At 59.0% G+C, this 22185-nt stretch carries 19 protein-coding genes; 13 read left to right on the top strand and 6 right to left on the bottom strand.

The features are described from left to right. The first annotated feature begins 217 nt into the window (after nt 1-217). From hemE to D460_RS0123830, 8 genes are all read left to right on the top strand, one after another. Nucleotides 218-1252, top strand: coding sequence for a uroporphyrinogen decarboxylase (hemE, locus tag D460_RS0123865; RefSeq protein WP_026283469.1), 1035 nt, complete (start codon nt 218-220; stop codon nt 1250-1252). A 2-nt stretch (nt 1253-1254) separates the two neighbouring features. Beyond that, entirely contained in the window at nt 1255-1791 is a 537-nt protein-coding gene (hemJ, locus tag D460_RS0123860) for a protoporphyrinogen oxidase HemJ (RefSeq protein ID WP_018901116.1), read from the top strand. A gap of 194 nt (nt 1792-1985) precedes the next feature. Further along, the gene (gene rho / locus D460_RS0123855; RefSeq protein WP_018901115.1) at nt 1986-3251 is read left to right on the top strand and encodes a transcription termination factor Rho; all 1266 of its coding nucleotides are present in this window, start codon (nt 1986-1988) and stop codon (nt 3249-3251) included. Nucleotides 3252-3398: 147 nt separating this feature from the next. Beyond that, the gene (gene mnmE, locus D460_RS0123850) at nt 3399-4712 is read left to right on the top strand and encodes a tRNA uridine-5-carboxymethylaminomethyl(34) synthesis GTPase MnmE (RefSeq protein WP_026283468.1); all 1314 of its coding nucleotides are present in this window, start codon (nt 3399-3401) and stop codon (nt 4710-4712) included. Between the two features lie 105 nt (nt 4713-4817). Further along, complete coding sequence (mnmG, locus tag D460_RS0123845; RefSeq protein ID WP_018901113.1) at nt 4818-6680, top strand: tRNA uridine-5-carboxymethylaminomethyl(34) synthesis enzyme MnmG; 1863 nt, start codon at nt 4818-4820, stop codon at nt 6678-6680. Between the two features lie 31 nt (nt 6681-6711). Further along, nucleotides 6712-7329, top strand: coding sequence for a 16S rRNA (guanine(527)-N(7))-methyltransferase RsmG (gene rsmG, locus D460_RS0123840; RefSeq protein WP_018901112.1), 618 nt, complete (start codon nt 6712-6714; stop codon nt 7327-7329). A 19-nt stretch (nt 7330-7348) separates the two neighbouring features. Next, nucleotides 7349-8143, top strand: a complete 795-nt coding sequence (locus D460_RS0123835; RefSeq protein ID WP_018901111.1) for a ParA family protein — start codon at nt 7349-7351, stop codon at nt 8141-8143. A gap of 31 nt (nt 8144-8174) precedes the next feature. Beyond that, on the top strand, nt 8175-9059 hold the full coding sequence (locus tag D460_RS0123830; RefSeq protein ID WP_018901110.1) for a ParB/RepB/Spo0J family partition protein: 885 nt from the start codon (nt 8175-8177) through the stop codon (nt 9057-9059). 7 nt (nt 9060-9066) lie between these two features. Here the strand turns inward: D460_RS0123830 and holA are convergent, their stop codons facing one another. From holA to leuS, 3 genes are read right to left on the bottom strand one after another with little or no spacing between them, the layout of a single operon-like run. Continuing rightward, entirely contained in the window at nt 9067-10101 is a 1035-nt protein-coding gene (gene holA / locus D460_RS0123825) for a DNA polymerase III subunit delta (RefSeq protein ID WP_018901109.1), read from the bottom strand. A gap of 11 nt (nt 10102-10112) precedes the next feature. Next, entirely contained in the window at nt 10113-10634 is a 522-nt protein-coding gene (lptE, locus tag D460_RS0123820) for an LPS assembly lipoprotein LptE (RefSeq protein WP_026283467.1), read from the bottom strand. Next, entirely contained in the window at nt 10624-13254 is a 2631-nt protein-coding gene (gene leuS, locus D460_RS0123815) for a leucine--tRNA ligase (RefSeq protein ID WP_018901107.1), read from the bottom strand. The genes lptE and leuS overlap by 11 nt, the downstream gene beginning before the upstream one ends. A 198-nt stretch (nt 13255-13452) precedes the next feature. Here leuS and D460_RS0123810 point away from each other — a divergent pair, with 198 nt between their 5' ends. Further along, complete coding sequence (locus D460_RS0123810) at nt 13453-14112, top strand: YggS family pyridoxal phosphate-dependent enzyme (protein ID WP_018901106.1); 660 nt, start codon at nt 13453-13455, stop codon at nt 14110-14112. A 134-nt stretch (nt 14113-14246) separates the two neighbouring features. Here D460_RS0123810 and D460_RS0123805 read toward each other — a convergent pair whose 3' ends face one another. Continuing rightward, a complete protein-coding gene (locus tag D460_RS0123805; RefSeq protein ID WP_026283466.1) occupies nt 14247-14948 on the bottom strand; it encodes a DUF1013 domain-containing protein in 702 nt (233 codons plus the stop codon). 222 nt (nt 14949-15170) lie between these two features. Between D460_RS0123805 and acs the strand changes: the two genes are divergently transcribed. Then, nucleotides 15171-17126, top strand: a complete 1956-nt coding sequence (gene acs / locus D460_RS0123800) for an acetate--CoA ligase (protein ID WP_018901104.1) — start codon at nt 15171-15173, stop codon at nt 17124-17126. 48 nt (nt 17127-17174) lie between these two features. Here the strand turns inward: acs and D460_RS0123795 are convergent, their stop codons facing one another. Continuing rightward, nucleotides 17175-17624: a thermonuclease family protein gene (locus D460_RS0123795; RefSeq protein ID WP_018901103.1), complete on the bottom strand. Its 450-nt coding sequence runs from the start codon at nt 17622-17624 to the stop codon at nt 17175-17177. Between the two features lie 48 nt (nt 17625-17672). Then, a complete protein-coding gene (locus D460_RS0123790) occupies nt 17673-17897 on the bottom strand; it encodes a DUF1674 domain-containing protein (RefSeq protein ID WP_018901102.1) in 225 nt (74 codons plus the stop codon). A gap of 118 nt (nt 17898-18015) precedes the next feature. Between D460_RS0123790 and htpX the strand changes: the two genes are divergently transcribed. The 3 genes from htpX to D460_RS0123775 all read left to right on the top strand — a co-directional run bounded on the left by htpX (nt 18016) and on the right by D460_RS0123775 (nt 22143). Continuing rightward, nucleotides 18016-18978, top strand: coding sequence for a zinc metalloprotease HtpX (htpX, locus tag D460_RS0123785; RefSeq protein ID WP_026283465.1), 963 nt, complete (start codon nt 18016-18018; stop codon nt 18976-18978). Then, nucleotides 18975-20363 carry an RsmB/NOP family class I SAM-dependent RNA methyltransferase gene (locus D460_RS0123780; protein WP_018901100.1) on the top strand — a complete coding sequence of 463 codons (1389 nt, stop codon included), beginning with the start codon at nt 18975-18977 and terminating at the stop codon, nt 20361-20363. The genes htpX and D460_RS0123780 overlap by 4 nt, the downstream gene beginning before the upstream one ends. A 109-nt stretch (nt 20364-20472) precedes the next feature. After that, nucleotides 20473-22143 carry a heparinase II/III family protein gene (locus tag D460_RS0123775; protein WP_026283464.1) on the top strand — a complete coding sequence of 557 codons (1671 nt, stop codon included), beginning with the start codon at nt 20473-20475 and terminating at the stop codon, nt 22141-22143. The last annotated feature ends 42 nt before the right edge of the window (nt 22144-22185 follow it).

The raw sequence follows: 22185 nt of genomic DNA, 5'->3' as shown, positions 1-22185 counted from the left end.
TTGGCGAATTTCCGTGGAGGCTATATCTCATTGAAATTGTATTGAATTTCGCTCCCGTCCTGTTTCTGACATCGAATAGCGCGATTTTCATCCCGATCGGCCAGCGAGACAGTGACAATTGGTATCGGGCGTGGATGGATTTTAATCCTTGATAGTCACCGACTCTAAGAAATAGAAACCTTATAAATATCTTTGATTTTTTATAGGGAAGAAGCGCTTGAGTGAAATGCGCCGGAAGATCATGCGGGTTCTGGACGGGGAAACATTGAGCCCTCCCCCCATCTGGCTGATGCGGCAGGCGGGCCGATACCTGCCGGAGTATCGAGAGGTACGAGCTAAAGCTGGAAGCTTCCTCGATCTCTGTTACACCCCGGATCATGCAGTCGAAGTCACTCTGCAGCCGATCCGGCGCTATGGCTTTGATGCCGCCATTCTCTTTTCCGACATTCTCGTCATTCCCGATGCGATGAAGCGCAATGTTCGCTTCACCGAAGGGCATGGGCCGGAAATGGATCCGATAGACGTCGATGGCATCGATGGTCTGGATGGCAGCCGCGTAATGCAGCATCTGGAGCCGGTGCTGGAGACCGTTCGACGTCTTCGGAGTGATCTGCCAACCGAAACCACCCTGCTTGGCTTCTGTGGCGCTCCCTGGACCGTTGCGACCTATATGATCGCCGGACATGGCACGCCCGACCAGGCCCCTGCCCGTTTGTTTGCCTATCGGCATCCGAAGGCGTTTGAAAAGCTACTGATGCTGTTGGCGGATGTTTCGGCTGATTATCTCGTCGCGCAGATCGATGCCGGCGCCGATGCCGTGCAAATTTTCGATTCCTGGGCGGGCGTGCTCGGCGAGCGTGAGTTCGAGGCGTTTGCCGTGAAGCCGGTGGCGCGGATGATCGCATCGATCAAGGCGCGTCGGCCGAATGCGAAGATCATCGCTTTCGCGAAGGGCGCCGGCTATCTGCTGAAGACCTATCGCCAGAAGACGAAGGCTGATGCGATCGGCCTTGATTGGTCCGTCCCGCTCGACTTCGCGGCCGAACTGCAGAAAGATGGCCCGGTTCAGGGCAACCTCGATCCGATGCGGATGGTTGCCGGCGGCGCTGCGCTTGAAGAGGGTATCGACGATATCCTGCAGCGATTGGGCAATGGTCCCCTGATCTTCAACCTCGGGCATGGAATTACCCCACAGGCCGATCCTGAAAATGTTCGGCTGCTCGTCGAGCGTGTTCGCGGCGGAAGGGTTTGATCATGGAACGCCAGATCGACGAGAGACCCGGTTCCTATGCGCGCCGGCGCGCTTTTATCGCCATCGCGTTCTTCGTGGCGCTGGCGGTCGGTCTCTTCGTCTGGAATCCCGACACGCTCTATCTCTGGATCAAGGCGCTTCACATCATCGCCGTGATCTCGTGGATGGCCGGGCTATTCTACATGCCGCGATTGTTCATCTACCACACCGATGCCGAGCCCGGCTCTGTGCAGTCGGAAACCTTCAAGGTCATGGAACGGCGCCTGCTGAAGGTGATCATGAACCCGGCGATGATGCTGACCTGGATCTTCGGGCTGTATCTCTCGTGGTCGGTTTATGGCTTTCAGGGCGGATGGCTGCACGCAAAGATCGGGCTTGTCGTGCTGTTGACCGGCGTGCACGTGTTTTTCAGCCGCGCGGCCAAGGCTTTCGAGCGTGATGAGAACCGGCGCTCTGCCCGCTACTGGCGCTTCATGAACGAGGCGCCGACTGTTTTGATGATCGCAATCGTTATCCTTGTGGTCGTCAAGCCATTTTGACGCAGCCGGCTGACGGGTTAAATTTGCTTCATTTTAAGCAGCCCCCTTGCGGCGGCGGAGCTGACTCGCTATTTTCCGTCCACCTCATCCTTGTGGCATGTATGTAAAGTTCGATCGTCTGCGGGCTCCTCGCAGGACCGGTTACTGTCTCGACATCGCCTTTCCCCTCAAAATTATAGAGTAATGGACACTTCATGTCTGAAATGAAGCTTCAGGAACTTAAGAGTAAATCCCCGACCGATCTTCTGGCATTCGCCGAATCGCTCGAGGTCGAGAATGCCAGCACGATGCGCAAGCAGGAGCTGATGTTCGCAATACTCAAGGTTCTTGCCAGCCAGGACGTCGAAATTATCGGCGAAGGCGTGGTCGAAGTTCTGCAGGACGGCTTCGGCTTCCTGCGTTCCGCCAACGCCAACTACCTCCCCGGTCCCGACGACATCTACATCTCCCCCTCGCAGATTCGTCGCTTCTCGCTGAAGACTGGCGATACGGTTGAAGGCCCCATCCGCGGACCGAAGGAAGGCGAGCGCTATTTCGCGCTGCTGAAGGTCAACACGATCAACTTCGACGATCCGGAAAAGATCCGTCACAAGGTTCACTTCGACAACCTGACGCCGCTCTATCCGAACGAACGCTTCAAGATGGAACTCGAGATCCCCACCAACAAGGATCTCTCGTCGCGCGTGATCGATCTCGTCGCGCCGCTTGGTAAGGGCCAGCGTGGTCTGATCGTCGCGCCGCCGCGCACAGGTAAGACGGTTCTCCTGCAGAACATCGCGCATTCGATCACCGCCAATCACCCGGAATGCTATCTTATCGTTCTCCTGATCGACGAGCGTCCGGAAGAAGTGACGGATATGCAGCGCTCGGTTAAGGGCGAAGTCGTTTCTTCGACCTTCGACGAGCCGGCAACCCGCCACGTCCAGGTCGCCGAGATGGTCATCGAGAAGGCGAAGCGCCTTGTCGAACATGGTCGCGACGTTGTGATCCTTCTCGACTCGATCACACGCCTCGGCCGCGCCTACAACACGGTTGTTCCCTCTTCCGGTAAGGTTCTGACTGGTGGTGTCGACGCCAACGCGCTGCAGCGCCCGAAGCGCTTCTTCGGTGCTGCGCGTAACATCGAAGAAGGTGGTTCGCTGACCATTATCGCGACCGCGCTGATCGATACGGGCAGCCGTATGGACGAAGTCATCTTCGAAGAATTCAAGGGCACCGGTAACTCGGAAATCGTTCTCGACCGCAAGGTCGCCGACAAGCGCATCTTCCCGTCGATGGACATTCTCAAGTCCGGTACGCGTAAGGAAGACCTGCTTGTTCCACGCCAGGATCTGCAGAAGATCTTCGTTCTCCGCCGTATCCTCGCGCCGATGGGTACGACCGATGCGATCGAGTTCCTCATCGACAAGCTGAAGCAGACGAAGAGCAACTCCGATTTCTTCGAATCGATGAACACCTGATTTATCATTAGCCGGATTCAATCAACCAAAGCCGGCCGCTATATTGGCCGGCTTTTCTGTTTCTATGAGCCTGACTGAAGTAGACCGACGACACTCACTCAGGCGGATAATCGATCGATTCGGTATCGTATCAATTGGAGTGTGTCCGTGGCGGAATTCACAGAGACGATCTATGCGCTTTCCAGTGGCGCCGTTCCCGCCGGCCTGGCTGTGATCCGCATAAGCGGGCCAAGTGCTCGGGATGTGATGGACAGCATGGTCTCAGGCACTGTCCCTGCCCGCACCACTGCGTTGCGAACGATTCGAACCCGTAACGGTGAGGTGCTGGACAATGGCCTCGTGTTGTTCTTCCCGGGACCAAATTCCTTCACCGGTGAAGACGTCGTCGAATTCCACCTGCATGGCGGCCGCGCTGTCGTAAGTGCTGTCTATAGAGAGCTGAGCACGTTCGATGGATTGCGCCAGGCCCTGGCCGGCGAGTTTTCCCGACGCGCGTTCGAAAACGGGAAGCTTGACCTGCTGGAGATCGAAGGTCTCGCGGATTTGATCTCCGCAGAGACAGAGATGCAGCGTCGCCTCGCTCTTGAACAGAGCTCCGGCGGACTCTCGGCCGTCTATGAGGCTTGGGCACAGCGATTGACGCGCGGCCGTGCGCTGATCGAGGCCGAACTTGATTTCCCCGACGAGGATGACGTCCCAGGCTCGGTGTCGGACCAGGTCTGGTCGGACATGACCGAGCTTGCCAACGAGATCCGCCGGCATCTTGGTATGGCGAAGACAGGCGAGATCATCAGAGATGGCTTCAAGGTTGTTATTGCCGGACTGCCCAATGCGGGAAAATCGAGCCTGATGAATGCGCTTGTGAGGCGCGATATTGCGATCGTCACGGATATCGCCGGAACGACGCGCGATGTGCTATCCACCGATCTCGATATCGATGGATTTCTCGTCAAGCTCTACGATACCGCGGGACTGCGTGAGACCGAGGAGGTCGTTGAACGCGAAGGAATTCGCCGCGCGCGCACGGCAATGGAATCCGCCGATCTCGTCATCTACATCGAAGACATGTCCGTTCAACCAGATGACAGCATTGCCCCTTCATCCGCGTTGCGCGTCGGAACGAAGGCGGACTTGCGTGGCCTCTCATCGAATCCATACGATGTAAGGATTTCAGTAGAAACCGGCGCCGGCTTGGACCAACTGCGTCAGGCGATTGGAGATCGATTGCGCGAAATGGTACCACCGCACTCGCTGGCTATACCTACCCGCACACGCCACAACGATTCGCTAGCGGAATGTATTTCGGCTGTCGAACGAGCCATCGCTAACGATCATATTGACCTGGATATTAGAGCGGAAGAGCTCCGCATTGCCGGCGCCGCGCTTGGCCGCATCACGGGCCGGGTCGATGTCGAGAATCTGCTCGACGTGATTTTCGGTGAATTCTGCATTGGCAAGTGATTCACGTGAAACACTACGACGACGCTGAAAAGCGTGGTTTCACGTGAAACGTCTTGACTCGCGGGGCGGCTTGCCGCATCACCGAGCGATCTCAGGAGCATTGTTATGAATACCTCACGGTTCGATGTCATCGTCATTGGTGGCGGGCACGCTGGATGTGAAGCCGCTTCCGCGGCCGCACGCACTGGCGCCAAGACCGCGCTCGTGACCCACAAGCGCGATACGATCGGCGTCATGTCGTGCAATCCTGCCATCGGTGGCCTCGGGAAGGGTCATCTGGTCCGCGAGATCGATGCGTTGGACGGACTGATGGGTCGCGTGGCTGATGCCGGCGGCATCCAGTTTCGTATGCTCAATCGCAAGAAGGGTCCGGCCGTGCGCGGCCCCCGCACGCAGGCAGATCGCAAGCTCTATCGCCAGGCGATGCATGCCGAGATATCTTCGATCCCCAACCTGACGATTATCGAGGGTGATGCCTTCGATCTGTCCATTAAGGATGGACGCGTCTCTGGCGTCATTATGAAAGATAGCCGGATTCTGGATGCCGGCGCGGTGGTCCTGACGACTGGAACGTTCCTGCGTGGCCTAATCCATATTGGCGACAAGAAGATTCCGGCTGGCCGCGTCGGAGAAGAACCGTCGATGGGCCTGTCGAAGACCTTGTTGGGCATGGGTTTACAGCTCGGTCGCTTGAAGACCGGTACCCCCGCCCGACTGGACGGAAGAACCATCGACTGGGCGGGCGTTGGCCGACAGGGGGCCGATGACGATGCTGTCCCCTTCTCATTCATGACCGATCACATCGCGAACCCGCAAATCGACTGCGGCGTTACGCGTACGACGGAAGCGACACATCGCATCATCGTCGATAACCTCAAGCGTTCGGCAATGTATTCCGGTCAGATTGAAGGCGTCGGTCCGCGTTACTGCCCTTCCATCGAGGACAAGCTCGTTAAGTTTGGCGAGCGAGATGGCCACCAGGTGTTTCTGGAGCCTGAAGGTCTTGATGATGACACCGTCTATCCCAACGGGATATCGACATCACTTCCAGCCGAGGTTCAAGACGCCTTCATTCGTACGATACCCGGCTTGGAGCAAGTCACAATTTTGCAGCCGGGCTATGCGATTGAATACGACCACGTCGATCCGCGAGAGCTCAAGCCTTCGTTAGAAGTCAAGAAGCAGCCTGGTTTGTTCCTTGCTGGTCAGATTAATGGCACAACGGGATATGAAGAAGCGGCAGCCCAGGGTTTGGTTGCCGGTCTCAATGCCGCGCGTCTGGCTGGTCAGCAAGACGCCGTGCGTTTCAGCCGTACCGATTCTTACATTGGCGTTATGATCGATGATCTGACGTCGCGCGGCGTGGCCGAACCGTACCGTATGTTTACATCGAGAGCTGAGTACCGTCTTTCGCTCCGCGCAGACAATGCGGATGTTCGCCTGACCCCGCTTGCGATCTCGCTGGGGATTTCGTCTCGCGCCCGCTCTGATCGGTTTGAGCAGTATGCGTCGGCGATCGAAACAGGCCGGGCACTTTTGACCTCCCTTTCGGTCACACCAACCGAGGCGCGTCGATTTGGGCTTAAGCTCAACCTCGATGGCCAGCGCCGGACGGCTTATGAGTTGCTGGCGTTCCCTGATTTCGATCTTGAGACACTTCGGGCCGTGTGGCCGGAGTTGGATGCGATCGATTCCAAGGCGGGTGCTGCGCTTGAGATCGAGGCTAACTATGCGGTCTATATGGACCGGCAGCAGGCTGACGTGGCCCATATCAAGCGGGATGAAGAGCGGCTTATCCCTGCTGATTTTGACTTTGATCGCTTGTCCGGGCTATCCAACGAGCTTAAGCAGAAGTTGGCGAAGGCTCGCCCCTATGACGTCGCGCAGGCTTCGCGACTTGATGGGATGACGCCGGCGGCGATTTCACTCTTGCTCGTGCACTTGCGACGTGGCGACGTCGCGGCATAGACTGCAATCTACACTATTTGAGAGTCCTCATATGGAATTGAACGGCCGGCGTGTTTCACGTGAAACACAGGAACGACTTGAGCATTTTGTGGGTCTATTTCAGAAATGGAGCAAGGCTATCAACCTCTCCGCTCCCTCCACTCTCAAGGACGCGTGGGAAAGGCACATTGCTGATAGCGCTCAGATCTTCCAGCTTCAGCCGCGCGCGGGCAACTGGGTGGATCTCGGTAGTGGTGGCGGTTTTCCCGGTGTGGTGACGGCGATCTTCCTCGCGGAGCTCAATGACGGCTGGGTGCATCTGATTGAGAGCAACAACAAGAAGGCTGCCTTCTTACGCACGGCGCTGAGGGAAACGGGCGCCCGCGGCTCCGTGCATCCGGTGAGGATCGAGGATGCGGTCGCGGACCTGCCAACCTGCGATTTCGTGTCCGCGAGGGCGCTTGCGGACCTGGATAAGCTTCTGGAGTTTGTCGATCCATTCGCGATCCGTAACGAGAAAATCCGCGCGTATTTCCATAAAGGCCGGGATTACCGATCAGAAGTGGCAAATGCACATGGTCGCTGGGCATTTGATCTGGTAGAACACAAGAGTGCCGTCGAGATGGATTCAGTCGTTCTCGAAATTTCCAATTTACGGCATTTGGTCTAACAAATCGGGCGTTGCGACAATGGTTGCTGGACGGAATCGGATTATCACGATCGCAAATCAGAAGGGTGGTGTCGGCAAGACGACGACGGCTATCAATCTGGCAACCGCGCTAGCGGCGATTGGCGAGCGCGTTCTTATCGTGGATCTTGATCCCCAGGGCAACGCAAGCACCGGCTTGGGTATCGATCGCAAGAACCGCAGCCGGTCTTCCTACGATCTTCTGATCGGTGACCACGGTATTCTTGAGGTGGTACAAGAGACGGCTGTGCCGAACCTCTTTATCGTTCCCTCCACCATGGATTTGCTGGGAATCGAGATGGAGATCGCGCAGCAGAGCGATCGTGTCTTCAAGCTGAAGAAGGCGCTTGCCGAGCGCGATGCGTTTCAGTTTTCCTATATCCTCGTCGATTGCCCACCGTCCTTCAATCTGCTGACGATGAATGCAATGGCGGCCGCGCATTCGGTGCTGGTTCCCTTGCAGTGCGAGTTCTTCGCGCTTGAGGGGTTGAGCCAGTTGCTGGAGACCGTTGACCAGGTTCGCAGGAGCGTGAACCCGCAGCTCGATATCCAGGGTATCGTGCTGACGATGTTCGATTCGAGAAACAATCTTGCGCAGCAGGTCGTGAACGATGTGCGCACCCATCTCGGCGAAAAGGTTTACCATACGTTAATTCCGCGCAACGTGCGGGTGTCCGAGGCGCCATCCTACGGCAAGCCTGCCATTCTCTACGACCTCAAATGTGCTGGAAGCCAGGCCTATCTGCAGTTGGCTTCCGAAGTCATTCAGCGTGAACGCCAGCGTTTGGCTGCCTGAACAAGCTCTTGAATAAGTGGTGAGTACCGATATGAACGATGATGTCTCGAAGAGAAGACTGGGGCGCGGCCTCGCGGCGCTGATTGGCGAAATGGATCAGCCGGCGCCCGTCGACGCAAGTCAGCGCGCGGTCAGCGCCGATCGTTTGGTGCCTATCGAGTTCATCACGCGCAACCCACGCAACCCGCGCCGCTTCTTCGATGATGGCGAGCTTCATGATCTCGCAAGCTCGATCCGCCAGCATGGCATCGTTCAGCCGGTTGTCGTGCGCACACTTTCGACGAGCCAATATGAAATCATAGCCGGCGAAAGACGTTGGCGCGCCGCACAGTTGGCGGGCTTGGTCGAGATTCCTGTCATCGTTCGCGATGTCGATGACAAGACCGCACTCGAGATCGCGATCGTTGAAAACGTTCAACGATCGGATCTCAATGCGCTGGAAGAAGCGCTCGGTTACGAGCAGCTGATTGCGGATTACGGCTATACGCAGAACGATCTCGGCGAGATCATCGGCAAGAGCCGCAGCCATGTCGCCAATTCACTGCGACTTCTGAAGTTGCCGGAGCCCGTTCGGGATCTGCTTGCGGCCGGCAGCCTATCTGCGGGCCACGCGCGCGCGCTCGTGTCGACGTCTGACCCGACCGTCCTAGCGCGCACGATTGTTTCCAAGGGTATGTCTGTGCGCGATGCCGAGCGGCTTGCGCAGAACGATATCAAGGCGCAGTCGGAGCCGAAGCCAGCGGTCAATCCGCGTGACCAGAAGGATTCCGATACAATCGCGCTTGAGCGTACCCTTTCCGATACACTCGGATTGGACGTCGTCATCAATCACAAGGCGAATGGCGGACAGATCCGGATTTCTTATAAGTCATTGGATCAATTGGAAGAAATCTGCCGGCTTCTGGAGCGGCGCTGATCCGGCTTTATTTTCTGCCGGACTGAAGCGTGGTCGATAGAAGTGTCTGCATGGCGATCGTGTCCTCCAGAGAGGCGCGACGCCTGGTCTGCAGGATGGCCGCCTGCAGACGGCTCGTTTCACGGGCCAGCGCATCGGCCGACCATGTTCGCAAGGCCTGCTCGATGATCGGCTTCCGCTTGAAATGAAGATGGCGCCCAAGCGTCTGCATGACCTGGGACGCGGGCGTGCGCTTCTCGTCCATCTCGGCACGCATGGCATCCATCAACTGAAACTGCCGCAGGCATGCCTGTATGACCAGGAAGACGGACGTCTTTGACGCCGTGATCTTCTGCATGGCATGCAGGAAGTTTCCCGAATTTCCGGTCAGGATGGCATCGACGGCATCGTCGACGGAAATCGCGCTGGCGTCACCGATGATCTCCGTGACGTGATGTTCCTCGATAACCTCAAGATTGAGGCAGTAAAGCGCTAGCTTTCTGACCTCATTGCGCGAAGCTATTCGGTCGCCGCCTATCAACTCCAGCAACGCCTGGCGTGCTCCGCTTGTGATACGAAGGCTCGCGCCCGCGAGTTCGGCGTCTATCAGGCTATTGAGCGCACGCGCATCGTCGGCGTAGCATGGAATGGTCGCGACGCTGCGAGCGGCTTCGCTAGTCTTGCGCAGAAGCGATCCCTTCTTGAGATCGCCAGCCTCGATGATGATGGAGGTTGCTTCGGGAGGCTTCTGCGCCAGGACTTGCAGGGCGTCAACGAGGTACTTTTCGTTTGCGGCGCCACGGATCCAGATCAGCTTCTGGCCGCCGAATAGGCCGATCGCGCCTGCCTCGTCCAGTAGACGTCCTTGGTCTTTCTGGAGGTCGCCAATATCAAGTTTGATCAAGGAAAACGGGTCGGTTAGATCTACGCCGGTCTTGCCGGCGAGTAGGCTGGCGCGCTCAGACACCAGCCCGCGATCGGGGCCATAGATGACGAAAAGCTGGTAGTGGCGGGCGGATTTCTCCAGAAATCCCTCGAACTCATGCGACTTTATCTCCGCCACTTAGCCGCTCCTCAGCGGCCAAGCGCCGCGGCGATCTCGGCGGCCACGAATTCGGCCACCTGGCGTGCGGCGCGGTTTTCCGAGTCGCGAATGGCGCGCTGCTTGGCAAATTCCTGCGCCGGGAAGTCGACAAGTGCCGTGGCCGACTGATGGCCGGCACGGATCACGTGGCCGTCCTTGTTCGACTTCAGCGTATAGTCGACGCTGACGGTCGTACGGCCCGCGCGTGATTCATCAGAGGATGCGACCAGCAACGTATCGATGACGCTGGAGCGAGCGTTCATCTCGACCTTGTAATCAGCCTTGTCCGGCTCGCCGGCGCCGCGTGAGGACAGGAAGATCAGGTGATTGCGAACTTCCTGCTCTACGCGTGAATTCGCCTCGGAGAAGGCGATCGATGACAGCTTGCCGGCAACGCCTGACGTTTCGGAATAGAGTGGGCGAACCTGGCACGAGGCGAGAAGAACCGTGGTTGCCAGCACTGCGGCAATCCCCGCGCGGCTAGCTAGCCTGGAAGCGATATTAAACGACAATGTTCACAATCCTTTGCGGAACCACGATAATTTTTTTCGGCGCCTGGCCGCTGAGCACGCGCTTGACATCCTCCAACGCAAGTGCGGCATCGCTGACCGTATTTTGATCTGCGTCGCGAGAGATTGTCAATTCGGCGCGCTTCTTGCCGTTGATCTGAACGGGCAGAACAACGTCGTTCTCGACCACAAGCGCGTCATTGTATGTTGGCCAAGCTGTCTGCGAGAGCAGCGTGTCGTGACCGAGAACCGACCAGCACTCTTCGGCCAGATGCGGTGTCATTGGTGCCACGAGCTGTACGAGGATTTCGGCTGCATCTCGGACGGCGGCTCGATAGGCAGCATCGGCCTTGCCTGCTGCAACGGTCGTCAGCGGGCCGGCAATGGCGTTCACGAGCTCATAGATGCGCGCGACGGCCTTGTTGAACCACAGCTTGTCGTAATCGTTCTGGACGGCCTTCAGCGTCTTGTGTGCCAGCTGGGAGATGGCAAGGGCCTCCCCATCCTTAGCCGGAGTCGCGGACACATCGCTCAGAGCTTCAGCAGCTTCCGAGATGAGGCGCCACAGGCGCTGGGTGAAGCGGTGTGCGCCTTCGACGCCTGCTTCCGACCAAATCACATCGCGCTCGGGCGGGGAGTCGGACAGAACGAAGAAGCGTGCCGTGTCGGCGCCGTAGGAGGCAATGATGTCATCGGGATCGACGACGTTCTTCTTCGACTTCGACATCTTCTCGATCGAGCCGATCGCGATCTCTTCGTTGCTGGAGAGCAGGAACGCACGGCGTTTTCCGTCCAGTTCCTCGATCTTGATATCGGCCGGTGCGACCCACTCGCGGGTCATGCCGGAGCCACGGCTATAGGTCTCGTGCACCACCATGCCCTGCGTGAACAGCCCCTTGAACGGCTCCTTTACATCGACATGGCCGGTTTCGCGCATGGCGCGGGTGAAGAAGCGCGAATAGAGCAGATGCAGGATCGCATGCTCGATGCCGCCGATATACTGATCGACGGGCAGCCAGCGGTTCGCGGCCGCGAAATCCGTCGGCTTGCTCTCCCAAGGCGCGGTGAAGCGCGTGAAGTACCAGCTGGAATCGACGAAGGTGTCCATCGTGTCGGTTTCGCGACGGGCATCCTTGCCGCAATGCGGGCAGGCGACGTGGCGCCATGTCGGGTGCCGGTCGAGCGGATTGCCCGGCTGATCGAAGGTGACATCCTCCGGCAGCTTGACCGGGAGATCCTTCTTCGGCACCGGCACGACACCGCAATCCTGGCAGTGGATGACAGGGATGGGGCAGCCCCAGTAGCGCTGGCGGGAAATGCCCCAGTCACGCAGACGGAAGTTGACCTTGCGCTCGCCCTGCGGTGCATTGCCCAGAGACGCGGACGACAGACGATCGGCCACGATATTGAAGGCTTCGTCCGTCGACTTGCCGTCCAGGAAGCGCGAGTTGATCATGATGCCGTCGCCATCATAGGCGGTATCGCCGACGGCGAAGGTCGCGACATCACCGTCACTCGGCATGACAACGGGTATGACCGGAAGGCCATATTTGCGGGCGAAGTCGAGGTCGCGCTGATCGCCTGCCGGGCAGCCGAAAATGGCGCCCGTGCCGTAGTCCATCAGCACGAAATTGGCGATGTAAACAGGGAGCTCCCAGGAAGGGTCCAGCGGATGGCGGACACGGATGCCCGTGTCGATGCCCCGCTTTTCGGCGGTCTCAAGTGCGGCCAGCGACGTGCCGGCGCGGCGGACGTCTTCGCAGAAGGCATCGATCTCGGCGTTCTTGGCCGCAGCGTCCTTGGCCAGCGGGTGATCGGCAGAAATGGCGAGGAAGGAGGCGCCAAACAATGTGTCCGGGCGCGTCGTGTATACCGTTACCTCGGTCTCGCCGGCAGGCGCGGTTTCGCCGACGATTTCCCAGCGGATCGTCATACCTTCGGAACGGCCGATCCAGTTCTTCTGCATCAAGCGGACCTTCTCAGGCCACTGATCGAGACCATCCAGGGCGTCTAGCAGATCCTGGCTGAAGTCGGTGATCTTGAAGAACCACTGGGTCAATTCGCGCTGCTCGACAAGCGCGCCGGAGCGCCAGCCGCGGCCGTCAATAACCTGCTCGTTGGCGAGAACGGTATTGTCGACCGGGTCCCAATTGACCTTCGACTGCTTGCGGTAGACGAGACCCTTTTCCAGGAAGTCCACAAACATATGCTGCTGATGCTGGTAGTATTCGACATCGCAGGTCGCGAATTCGCGGCTCCAGTCGAGCGACAGGCCCATCGCCTTCAGCTGCGACTTCATCGATGCGATATTCTGGTAGGTCCAGGCGGCCGGATGAACGTTGCGCTCCATGGCGGCGTTCTCAGCCGGCATGCCGAAAGCGTCCCAACCCATCGGGTGCAGCACGTTGAAGCCGCGGGCGCGCTTGTAGCGCGCGACGACGTCGCCCATCGCATAGTTGCGGACGTGGCCCATGTGGATGCGGCCGGACGGATACGGGAACATCTCCAGCACGTAGTATTTCTCGCGCGGATCAGCGTTGTCGGTCTCAAAGACCTTCGCTTCGTTCCATTTTTTCTGCCAGCGAGGCTCGGCATCGCGCGGATTATAACGTTCGGTAGCCATGGTATTCGTATTTCCGGAAAATCAAGGGAAGTTGGTGGTGACCTTCACCATGAAACCACCGTAGCGTCAAGTTTTGCCGACGTGGTTTGGGGCCAATCGGCGCCTAGCTGCGATAATTTCGAGGCTCCGGACCTTGGCAAGCCAAGATCGGGTGTTTAGTGCATTTTCATTGTTTTCGATGATGGACCGAGGCGCAACATGGAACTTCAAGAGCGACTGGAAGAGGTTCGCGGCCGGATCGCCGCGGCGGCCCGTGAAACGGGCAGAGCGGAAGACTCGGTGCAGCTCGTGGCCGTGTCCAAGACATTCGATGCGGATCAGATCCGCCCAGCCATTGAGGCTGGCCAGCGTGTGTTCGGTGAAAACCGCGTGCAGGAGAGCCAGGGCAAGTGGCCGGAACTCAAGAGCGAAACGGCTGGTATCGAGCTTCACCTCATCGGACCGCTGCAGTCGAACAAGGCTGGCGAAGCGGTCGCGCTCTTCGATGTCATCGAGACGGTCGATCGCGAGAAGATCGCGCGTGCGCTGGCCGATGAAATGAAGCGCCAGGGCAAGGCTCCTCGCCTTTATGTGCAGGTCAACACAGGCCTCGAGCCGCAGAAGGCCGGCATTTCGCCTGACGATACAGCGGCGTTCGTGGCGCTCTGCCGCGATGAGCTCGGTCTTTCCATCGAAGGGTTGATGTGCATTCCGCCGGCGGATGAAAATCCGGGACCGCATTTCGCTCTACTGGCGAAACTGGCGAAGGCCTGCGGTGTGGAGAGACTCTCGATGGGCATGTCGGGAGATTACGAGACAGCGGTCGCCTTCGGCGCTACCAGCGTACGGGTCGGGTCGGCCATTTTTGGCACCCGCTGATCATCGTCGCTTGCTCTCGTAGTCGGCGTGAATGTTTCACGGGAAACATTTGCGATCCGCGTTACGGCGCAATTGCGAACCGGTAATAAAAAACCCCGCCGAAGCGGGGTTCTAATCTCAGTCCGTCTAACCGCTTAGTAGCGATCGTCTTCGTCTTCATCCGGCGTCGAGGACTTCAGCGACTTCAGTTTCGCGAAGACGGCGTCGGCGTCGATTTCCTTCTCTTCCTCACGCTCGTAGCTCGGAGCCAGGCGTTCGGTTTCGTGCGCGGACTGCAGCGTTTCGCCGAGTTCGGCAGCGGTCGGCAGCGGACGGCCCTTGGCGGCCTTTTCGACTTCCATGTCGAGGTCGATCTGGCTGCAGAGGCCGAGGGTAACAGGATCCATCGGCGTCAGGTTGGCGGCGTTCCAGTGGGTGCGCTCGCGGATCTGTTCGATGGTCGACTTGGTCGTGCCGACGAGACGCGAAATCTGCGCGTCCTTCAGTTCCGGGTGATTGCGAACCAGCCACAGGATGGCGTTCGGACGGTCCTGGCGCTTGGAGACCGGGGTGTAGCGCGGGCCACGACGCTTGGATTCCGGAACGCGTACCTTCGGCTCGGAAAGCTTCAGCTTGTGGGCCGGGTTCTTCTCTGCGCGTTCGATTTCGTCCCGCGACAGCTGACCGGTGGAGATCGGATCCAGGCCCTTGATGCCCTGCGCAGCTTCGCCGTCGGCGATCGCCTTTACTTCCAGAGGGTGCAATTTGCAGAACTGAGCGATCTGGTCGAAAGACAGAGCTGTGTTGTCGACGAGCCAAATAGCGGTCGCCTTCGGCATAAGCAGTTGTTGAGCCATGGATATAGTCCTTCTGTCGTCCGCGCCGGTGTCGCGGTCCGTGGGTTGTCACCACTATGTCCGGGAAATTATGCCGCTATATAACCGGAGTGACGCATAATTGCAATTGATCACGAATGAAATGACCTTTGTCTAATTGCCGGGTCGATCTGACCTGTTATGAATGCACAAAACCGCCTGTGGCGTGCTTCTGCCGCCGGCGTCCGAGTGAGGAGGAAATCGATGTCGGAGAAGATCTACCCGGTGCAAAAGCCGGTTCAGAACCATGCGCTGATCGACAAGGCCAAGTACGAGAAATGGTACGAGGAGAGCGTTGAGAATCCGGATAAGTTCTGGGGCAAGCATGGCAAGCGGATCGACTGGTTCAAGCCTTATACGAAGGTGAAGAACACCTCTTTCACCGGCAATGTGAAAATCAAGTGGTATGAAGACGGCCAGACGAACGTCTCCTACAACTGTATCGACAGGCACCTGAAGACCAACGGCAACCAGGTCGCGATCATCTTTGAGGGTGACAACCCCTATATCGACAAGAAGATCACCTATAACGAGCTCTACGAGCATGTTTGCCGAATGGCGAACGTGCTGAAGAAGCATGGCGTCAAGAAGGGCGATCGCGTCACCATCTATATGCCGATGATCCCCGAGGCGGCCTATGCGATGCTCGCCTGCGCACGCATCGGCGCCGTCCATTCGATCGTCTTTGGCGGCTTTTCGCCGGAAGCGCTGGCGGGGCGGATCGTCGACTGCGAATCAACCTTCGTCATCACCTGCGATGAGGGCGTGCGTGGCGGCAAGCCGGTTCCGCTCAAGGAAAACACCGACACGGCGATCCATATCGCCGCGCGTCAGCATGTGATCGTCGACAAGGTGCTGGTGGTTCGCCGCACCGGCGGCAAGACGGGTTGGGCTCCGGGGCGCGACTTCTGGTATCATCAGGAAATGGCGACGGTGAAGCCGGAGTGCCCGCCAGCCAAGATGAAGGCCGAAGACCCGCTTTTCATCCTCTATACGTCTGGCTCCACCGGCAAGCCGAAGGGTGTGCTTCATACCACCGGCGGCTACCTCGTCTACGCAGCGATGACGCACGAATATGTGTTCGACTATCACCCCGGCGATATCTACTGGTGCACGGCCGATGTCGGCTGGGTCACCGGCCACTCCTATATCGTCTATGGCCCGCTTGCGAACTGCGCGACGACGCTGATGTTCGAGGGCGTTCCCAACTTTCCGGATCAGGGCCGCTTCTGGGAGGTTATCGACAAGCACAAGGTCAATATCTTCTACACAGCGCCGACGGCCATCCGCTCGCTAATGGGCGCCGGTGATCATTTCGTGACACGTTCGTCGCGGTCCAGCCTGCGGTTGCTCGGCACGGTGGGCGAGCCCATCAATCCCGAAGCCTGGGAATGGTACTACAATGTCGTCGGCGACAAGCGTTGCCCTGTCATCGATACCTGGTGGCAGACGGAAACGGGCGGCCACATGATCACGCCGCTGCCTGGTGCGACCGACCTGAAGCCGGGATCGGCGACCAAGCCGTTCTTCGGCGTGAAGCCGCAGCTGGTGGACAATGAAGGTAACGTGCTTGAGGGCGCCGCGGACGGTAATCTCTGCATCACCGACAGCTGGCCGGGGCAGATGCGCACGGTCTACGGCGACCACGAGCGCTTCATCCAGACCTATTTCTCTACCTACAAGGGCAAGTATTTCACCGGCGACGGCTGCCGGCGGGATGAGGACGGCTATTACTGGATTACCGGTCGCGTCGACGACGTGCTCAATGTCTCCGGCCATCGCCTCGGCACGGCCGAGGTCGAATCGGCGCTGGTGTCGCACAGCCTCGTCTCCGAGGCCGCGGTCGTCGGCTATCCGCATGCGATCAAGGGTCAGGGCATCTACTGTTATGTCACGCTGATGGCCGGCAACGAGGGTTCGGACGAACTCCGCCAGCAGCTTATCAAGCATGTGCGCAACGAGATCGGCCCGATCGCGGCACCGGACAAGATCCAGTTCTCGCCCGGGCTGCCGAAGACCCGATCCGGCAAGATCATGCGGCGCATTTTGCGCAAGATCGCTGAGGATGATTTCGGTTCACTGGGCGATACGTCGACGCTTGCCGATCCAGCGGTCGTGGATGATCTGATCGCCAACAGGCAGAACAAGGCGACTGCTTAGTATTGGCTGTCTGCTAATGAGAGGCCGCTTCGGGAAACCGGAGCGGCCTTAATCTTGATCGGGGCACGGCGTCTTCTGCTTCCGGCCACCGTCATAGGCAACAGCGATCCCCTCGCCCAACATATATTGAGCCGGATTCCGCCCATCGGAGAGCGTGACGTCGGCCAAGATGCGGCCGAAATATTTATCACCGGAAATTCGGGTCAGCTGAATTTGCGGTGAACCATCGGTCAAGTTTTCCAACACTTGGCGGGCATCTATTGCCGCGCGTCTGACCGCGTCGCATTTTGAGTGCATCTCAGGCGTATCGATGCCGCGAATGCGGACATAGACCTCCACGGTCTGCTGCGGCCACGGGCGAGCGGCGACCAACAAGGTGTCTCCATCGATCACGCGCAGAATTTCAGCCGACACCGGCCCGGCGATCTCATCGCGCGCGAAAGCAGGCACCGAAAGTGCCGCGATGGTCGCTAGTGATATGAGGACGAGCGTGAACATATAAGGAATAAATTCCGATATTCACGTGAATTCAATAGGAATATTTACTTAGAAGTCGATTGCGCGACCGTTGATTTCCCAGTCGCCAAAGCGGGCCGGATCGGCACCCCCTCGCCCACCGATCTCGGTCGGCATATCGGTCGGCTGTTCGTTGCGGCGACGCTCCTCGGCTTCAGCAAGCGCACGCTTGGCGGCGGGCGAGAGCATCTTGCGCGGACGCTCGGCGCCTTCTTCGGCCAGAGCCTCGATATTGTCGTTGTCCGCTTCCTGCATCACGCACGCCCGCTTGAAAATATTGAAAATGGCCGATGAATAACCAGATTATAGGACGCCGACGCGGCGATTGAAACCCTTTGAGCGCAAACGGCGCTCGCCTGAAATGGAGATGATGATGAACCTTGTCCGTACTGCCATGTTGCTTGCCTTCATGACGGCACTGTTCATGGTCGTCGGGTTCATGATCGGTGGCCGCAGCGGCATGATGATAGCGTTCCTGGTTGCGGCCGGCATGAACTTCTTCTCCTACTGGAATTCCGACCGCATGGTGCTTTCGGCCTACCGTGCTCAAGAGATCGATGAGCGCAACGCGCCGGAGTTCTTCAATATCATCCGCGATCTCTCGCATAATGCCGGTCTGCCGATGCCGAAGGTCTATCTCTACGACAGCCCGCAGCCGAACGCTTTCGCAACGGGCCGCAATCCCGAGAATGCCGCGGTGGCCGCGTCGACCGGTCTGTTGAGCGCGCTGTCGCCCGAAGAGGTCGCCGGCGTGATGGCGCATGAGCTCGCTCACGTGCAAAACCGCGACACGCTGACGATGACGATAACGGCAACGCTCGCCGGCGCCATTTCGATGCTCGGTAATTTCGCCTTCTTCTTCGGCGGCAACCGCGAGAACAACAACAATCCACTCGGTTTCGTCGGCGTTCTGCTGGCGATGATCGTCGCGCCGATGGCCGCCATGCTGGTGCAGATGGCGATCAGCCGTACGCGCGAATATTCGGCCGACCGGCGTGGCGCCGAGATTTGCGGCAACCCGCTGTGGTTGGCCTCCGCACTTGGCAAGATCGCCCGTGGTGCCTCGAATATTCCTAACTACGACGCGGAGCGTAATCCGGCGACGGCACACATGTTCATCATCAATCCGTTGACGGGTGCGGGCATGGACAACCTGTTTTCCACCCACCCGAATACGGAAAACCGCATTGCCGCGCTGCAGGAAATGGCACGAGGCGGCATGAATAACTCGACGCCGTCGGCTCGTGCTGCTAATCCCGTGCGCAAATCGCGCTCAGTTCCGGATGCCGGCCTTGGCCGCGGTGGCTCGCAACCGCCAAAGGGTCCCTGGTCTTGAGTTCAGACGGTAAGAAAAAGCCATTTCGCAAACAAAAGTCGTCGGCGCCGGCGGAATCTTCCGCTTCCGCCAAGCCGGGTCTGCAGGCGCGCGCCGCAGCCTCCAAGATTTTGGCTGCCGTTATCGACCGCAAGCTCTCGCTTGATGGCGCGCTTGACCATGAGCATGGCAATCCGGCTTACAAGGCGTTGGCTGACGACGACCGTGGCCTCGTCCGCGCGATCCTGAACACCACGCTCCGTCACCTGCCCCGCATCGAGGCGGCTGTGTCCTCCCTGTTGGAATCGCCTTTGCCGGAGGGTGCGCGCTCGCTGCAGCATGTGCTCTCGATCGCGGCGGCGCAGATCCTCTATCTCGACGTTCCAGATCATGCCGCGGTCGACATTGCCGTCGAGCAGGCCAATCTCGACCCGAGAAACCGGCGCTTCGCCAAGCTGGTCAATGCTGTGCTGCGTCGCCTTGGGCGCGAGAAGGAAGAGATCCTCCGCCAGATCGACGAGATTCCTTCGATGCCCGGTTGGTTTCTCGAACGGCTGGAGAAGGCCTATGGCCGTGAGGCGGCGCGGGCGATCTCGGATTCCCAGCTGCAGCCCGCTGCCATCGACCTGACTGTAAAATCCGATGCCCATGCCTGGGCCGAGAAGCTGAACGGCATCGTGCTGCCGACCGGCGGCGTCCGGCTTGCCGCATTCGACGGCGCCATCCCGTCTCTCGAAGGTTTCGACGAGGGGCTGTGGTGGGTGCAGGACGCGGCCGCGAGCATCCCGGCGCAGCTGTTCGGCGATCTCTCCGGCAAGCGTGTTGCCGATCTCTGCGCCGCGCCTGGCGGCAAGACCGCGCAGCTGATACTGGCGGGCGGCAACGTGACCGCCGTCGAGCAGTCCGAAAACCGCATCAAACGCCTGCGTTCAAACCTCGATCGTCTCCAGCTGTCGGCGGAAACGATGGCGCAGGATTTGACCAAGTTCACGCCTGACGAGCTCTTCGACGCGATTTTGCTCGACGCGCCCTGCTCTTCGACTGGGACCACGCGCCGACATCCCGACGTGCTCTGGACCAAGGGCCCGGAAGACATTGCGAAGCTCGCCGCTCTGCAGGAGCGCCTGTTACGCCATGCGCTGCAACTGTTGAAGCCCGGCGGCACGATCGTGTTCTCCAATTGCTCGCTTGATCCGAGCGAGGGTGAAGAAGTCGTTGTTCGGGTGCTCAAGGACACAAAAGGATTCGAGCGCGTGGCGATCGAGCCGAGCCGTTGGCCGGGACTGGAAGAGGCGATCAGTCCGCTTGGCGAGTTCCGCACCACACCCGACATGCTGAAGCTACCGGCCGGTTTCGCGCCGGGCCTTGACGGTTTTTATGCGGCCGTGTTGCGCCGTGTTGCCTGATCGAAGAGCAACTGGCATAGTTAAGCATTGTTGCAGAATCATCGACGGTCAGTGCCGTTTCCGGACTTGTCCATCCAATCCTAACGATATGGGTCAATAGACAATCGAAATGCGGTCCGGACGGTTTTCAGGTCTTTACCTGCGGGAGGCTTGGCGGCGGGTACTTTGCCGTGCTGCACTTCTGCGCCTCAAGTTGTTTCGCCACACGGTCTATGTGCCCGAGCGGCTGATCGTGGCGCCGACGGATCTTAGGCCTGTCGATTCGCATGTTGCCGAGGAAATCATCAATGGCCGTTTCCCGCTTGCCGGCCGCATGCTGGAGACCGGCGGAAAGTCGCCGTTTACGCTGAGCCTGCCCTCGCGCTCCTTCGCCATCAGGTTGCACGGCTTCGGCTGGCTGCGCCATATGCGCTCCAAGAAGAACGATCTGCATTCCAACGTCGCCCGCGCGATCGTCAATAGCTGGCTTTCCATTCACGGTGGACGGATGGAAGGCATTGCCTGGGAGATCGATGTTACGGCGACGCGCGTCATTGCGTGGCTGTCGCATTCGCCTGTGGTGCTGCAGAATGCCGATCGCGGCTTCTATCGCCGCTTCGTGCGCTCGCTGGCGTTTCAGGTCCGCTTCCTGCGCCGCATGGCACGCTATGCCCCGCCGGGAGAGGTCCGTTTTCGGGTGCGCCTTGCGCTTGCCATGGCCTCGATCTCCATGCCGGTGCGCGCCAGCGTGATCCGCAAATCTTCCGAAGCGCTCGATGTCGAGTTTGATAGCCAGATTCTGCCGGACGGGGGGCACGTGTCGCGCAATCCGCGCGTCGCGCTCGAGCTCCTGCTCGATCTGCTGCCATTACGGCAGACCTATATCAATCTCGGACACGATCTGCCGCAGAAGCTGATATCCGGCATCGATCGCATGTATCCGGCGCTGCGCTTCTTCCGTCACCAGGATGGCGATCTCGCTCTGTTCAACGGCGCGACGTCGACGTCGGCGAACGAGATCGTTTCGCTGCTGCGTTACGACGAGACGGCAGGCGAGCCGTTCAAGGCTATGCCGCATTCGCGGTATCAACGTCTGGCAGCCGGGCGCACCGTCGTTATCGCCGATACCGGCCTTCCGCCTGCTGGTAACCTCTCACGCACGGTTCATGCCGGATGCCTGTCCTTTGAGATGTCATCTGGACGGCACCGTTTTATCGTGAATTCGGGATCGCCGAAATTCGCCGGCAACCGTTATGTGCAGGTCGCCCGCACCACGGCTGCGCATACGACCGTGACGCTCAACGATACGTCCTCCAGCCGTTTCGCGTCTTCCGACTTCCTGGCGCACTTGATCACCGATCCGGTGAAGACGGTTCAGGTCGATCGCGTGGTCGCCGATGATGGCAGGGATGTCGTCAAGGCCAGCCACGACGGCTATCTGAAAGAGTTCGGTGTCCTGCACGAGCGTGAGCTCACGTTGAACGCCACGGGGTCGATCATGACCGGGCTCGATCGCCTTACTGTTTCCGAAGAGCGTAGAGGTGAAGGCGAACTCATGGCCGTCGCGCGTTTTCATGCCCATCCGTCTATCAATCTGAAGCAGATGGATCGGGAGTCCATCCTGATGACGGCGCCGGATGGCGAGAGTTGGCTGTTTTCCTCGCCGGGCAATACGGTCGAGATCGCCGAGGACGTGTTCTTTGCCGATGCCTCCGGTATCTGCGCCTCCGATCAGATGGAAATCAGCTTCGCCTATCCGGAAAAGCCGGAAATACGGTGGTTTTTGTCCCGCAGAAGCTAGCGGCTGTTTTCGCCGGCGCAAAGCTGTGCTAACGCGGCGCCA

Source organism: Rhizobium sp. 2MFCol3.1, assembly GCF_000377565.1.
Lineage (GTDB): Bacteria > Pseudomonadota > Alphaproteobacteria > Rhizobiales > Rhizobiaceae > Rhizobium.
The sequence above is the reverse complement of the archived record's forward strand: the minus strand, read 5'-3'. Positions and strand labels throughout refer to the sequence as shown.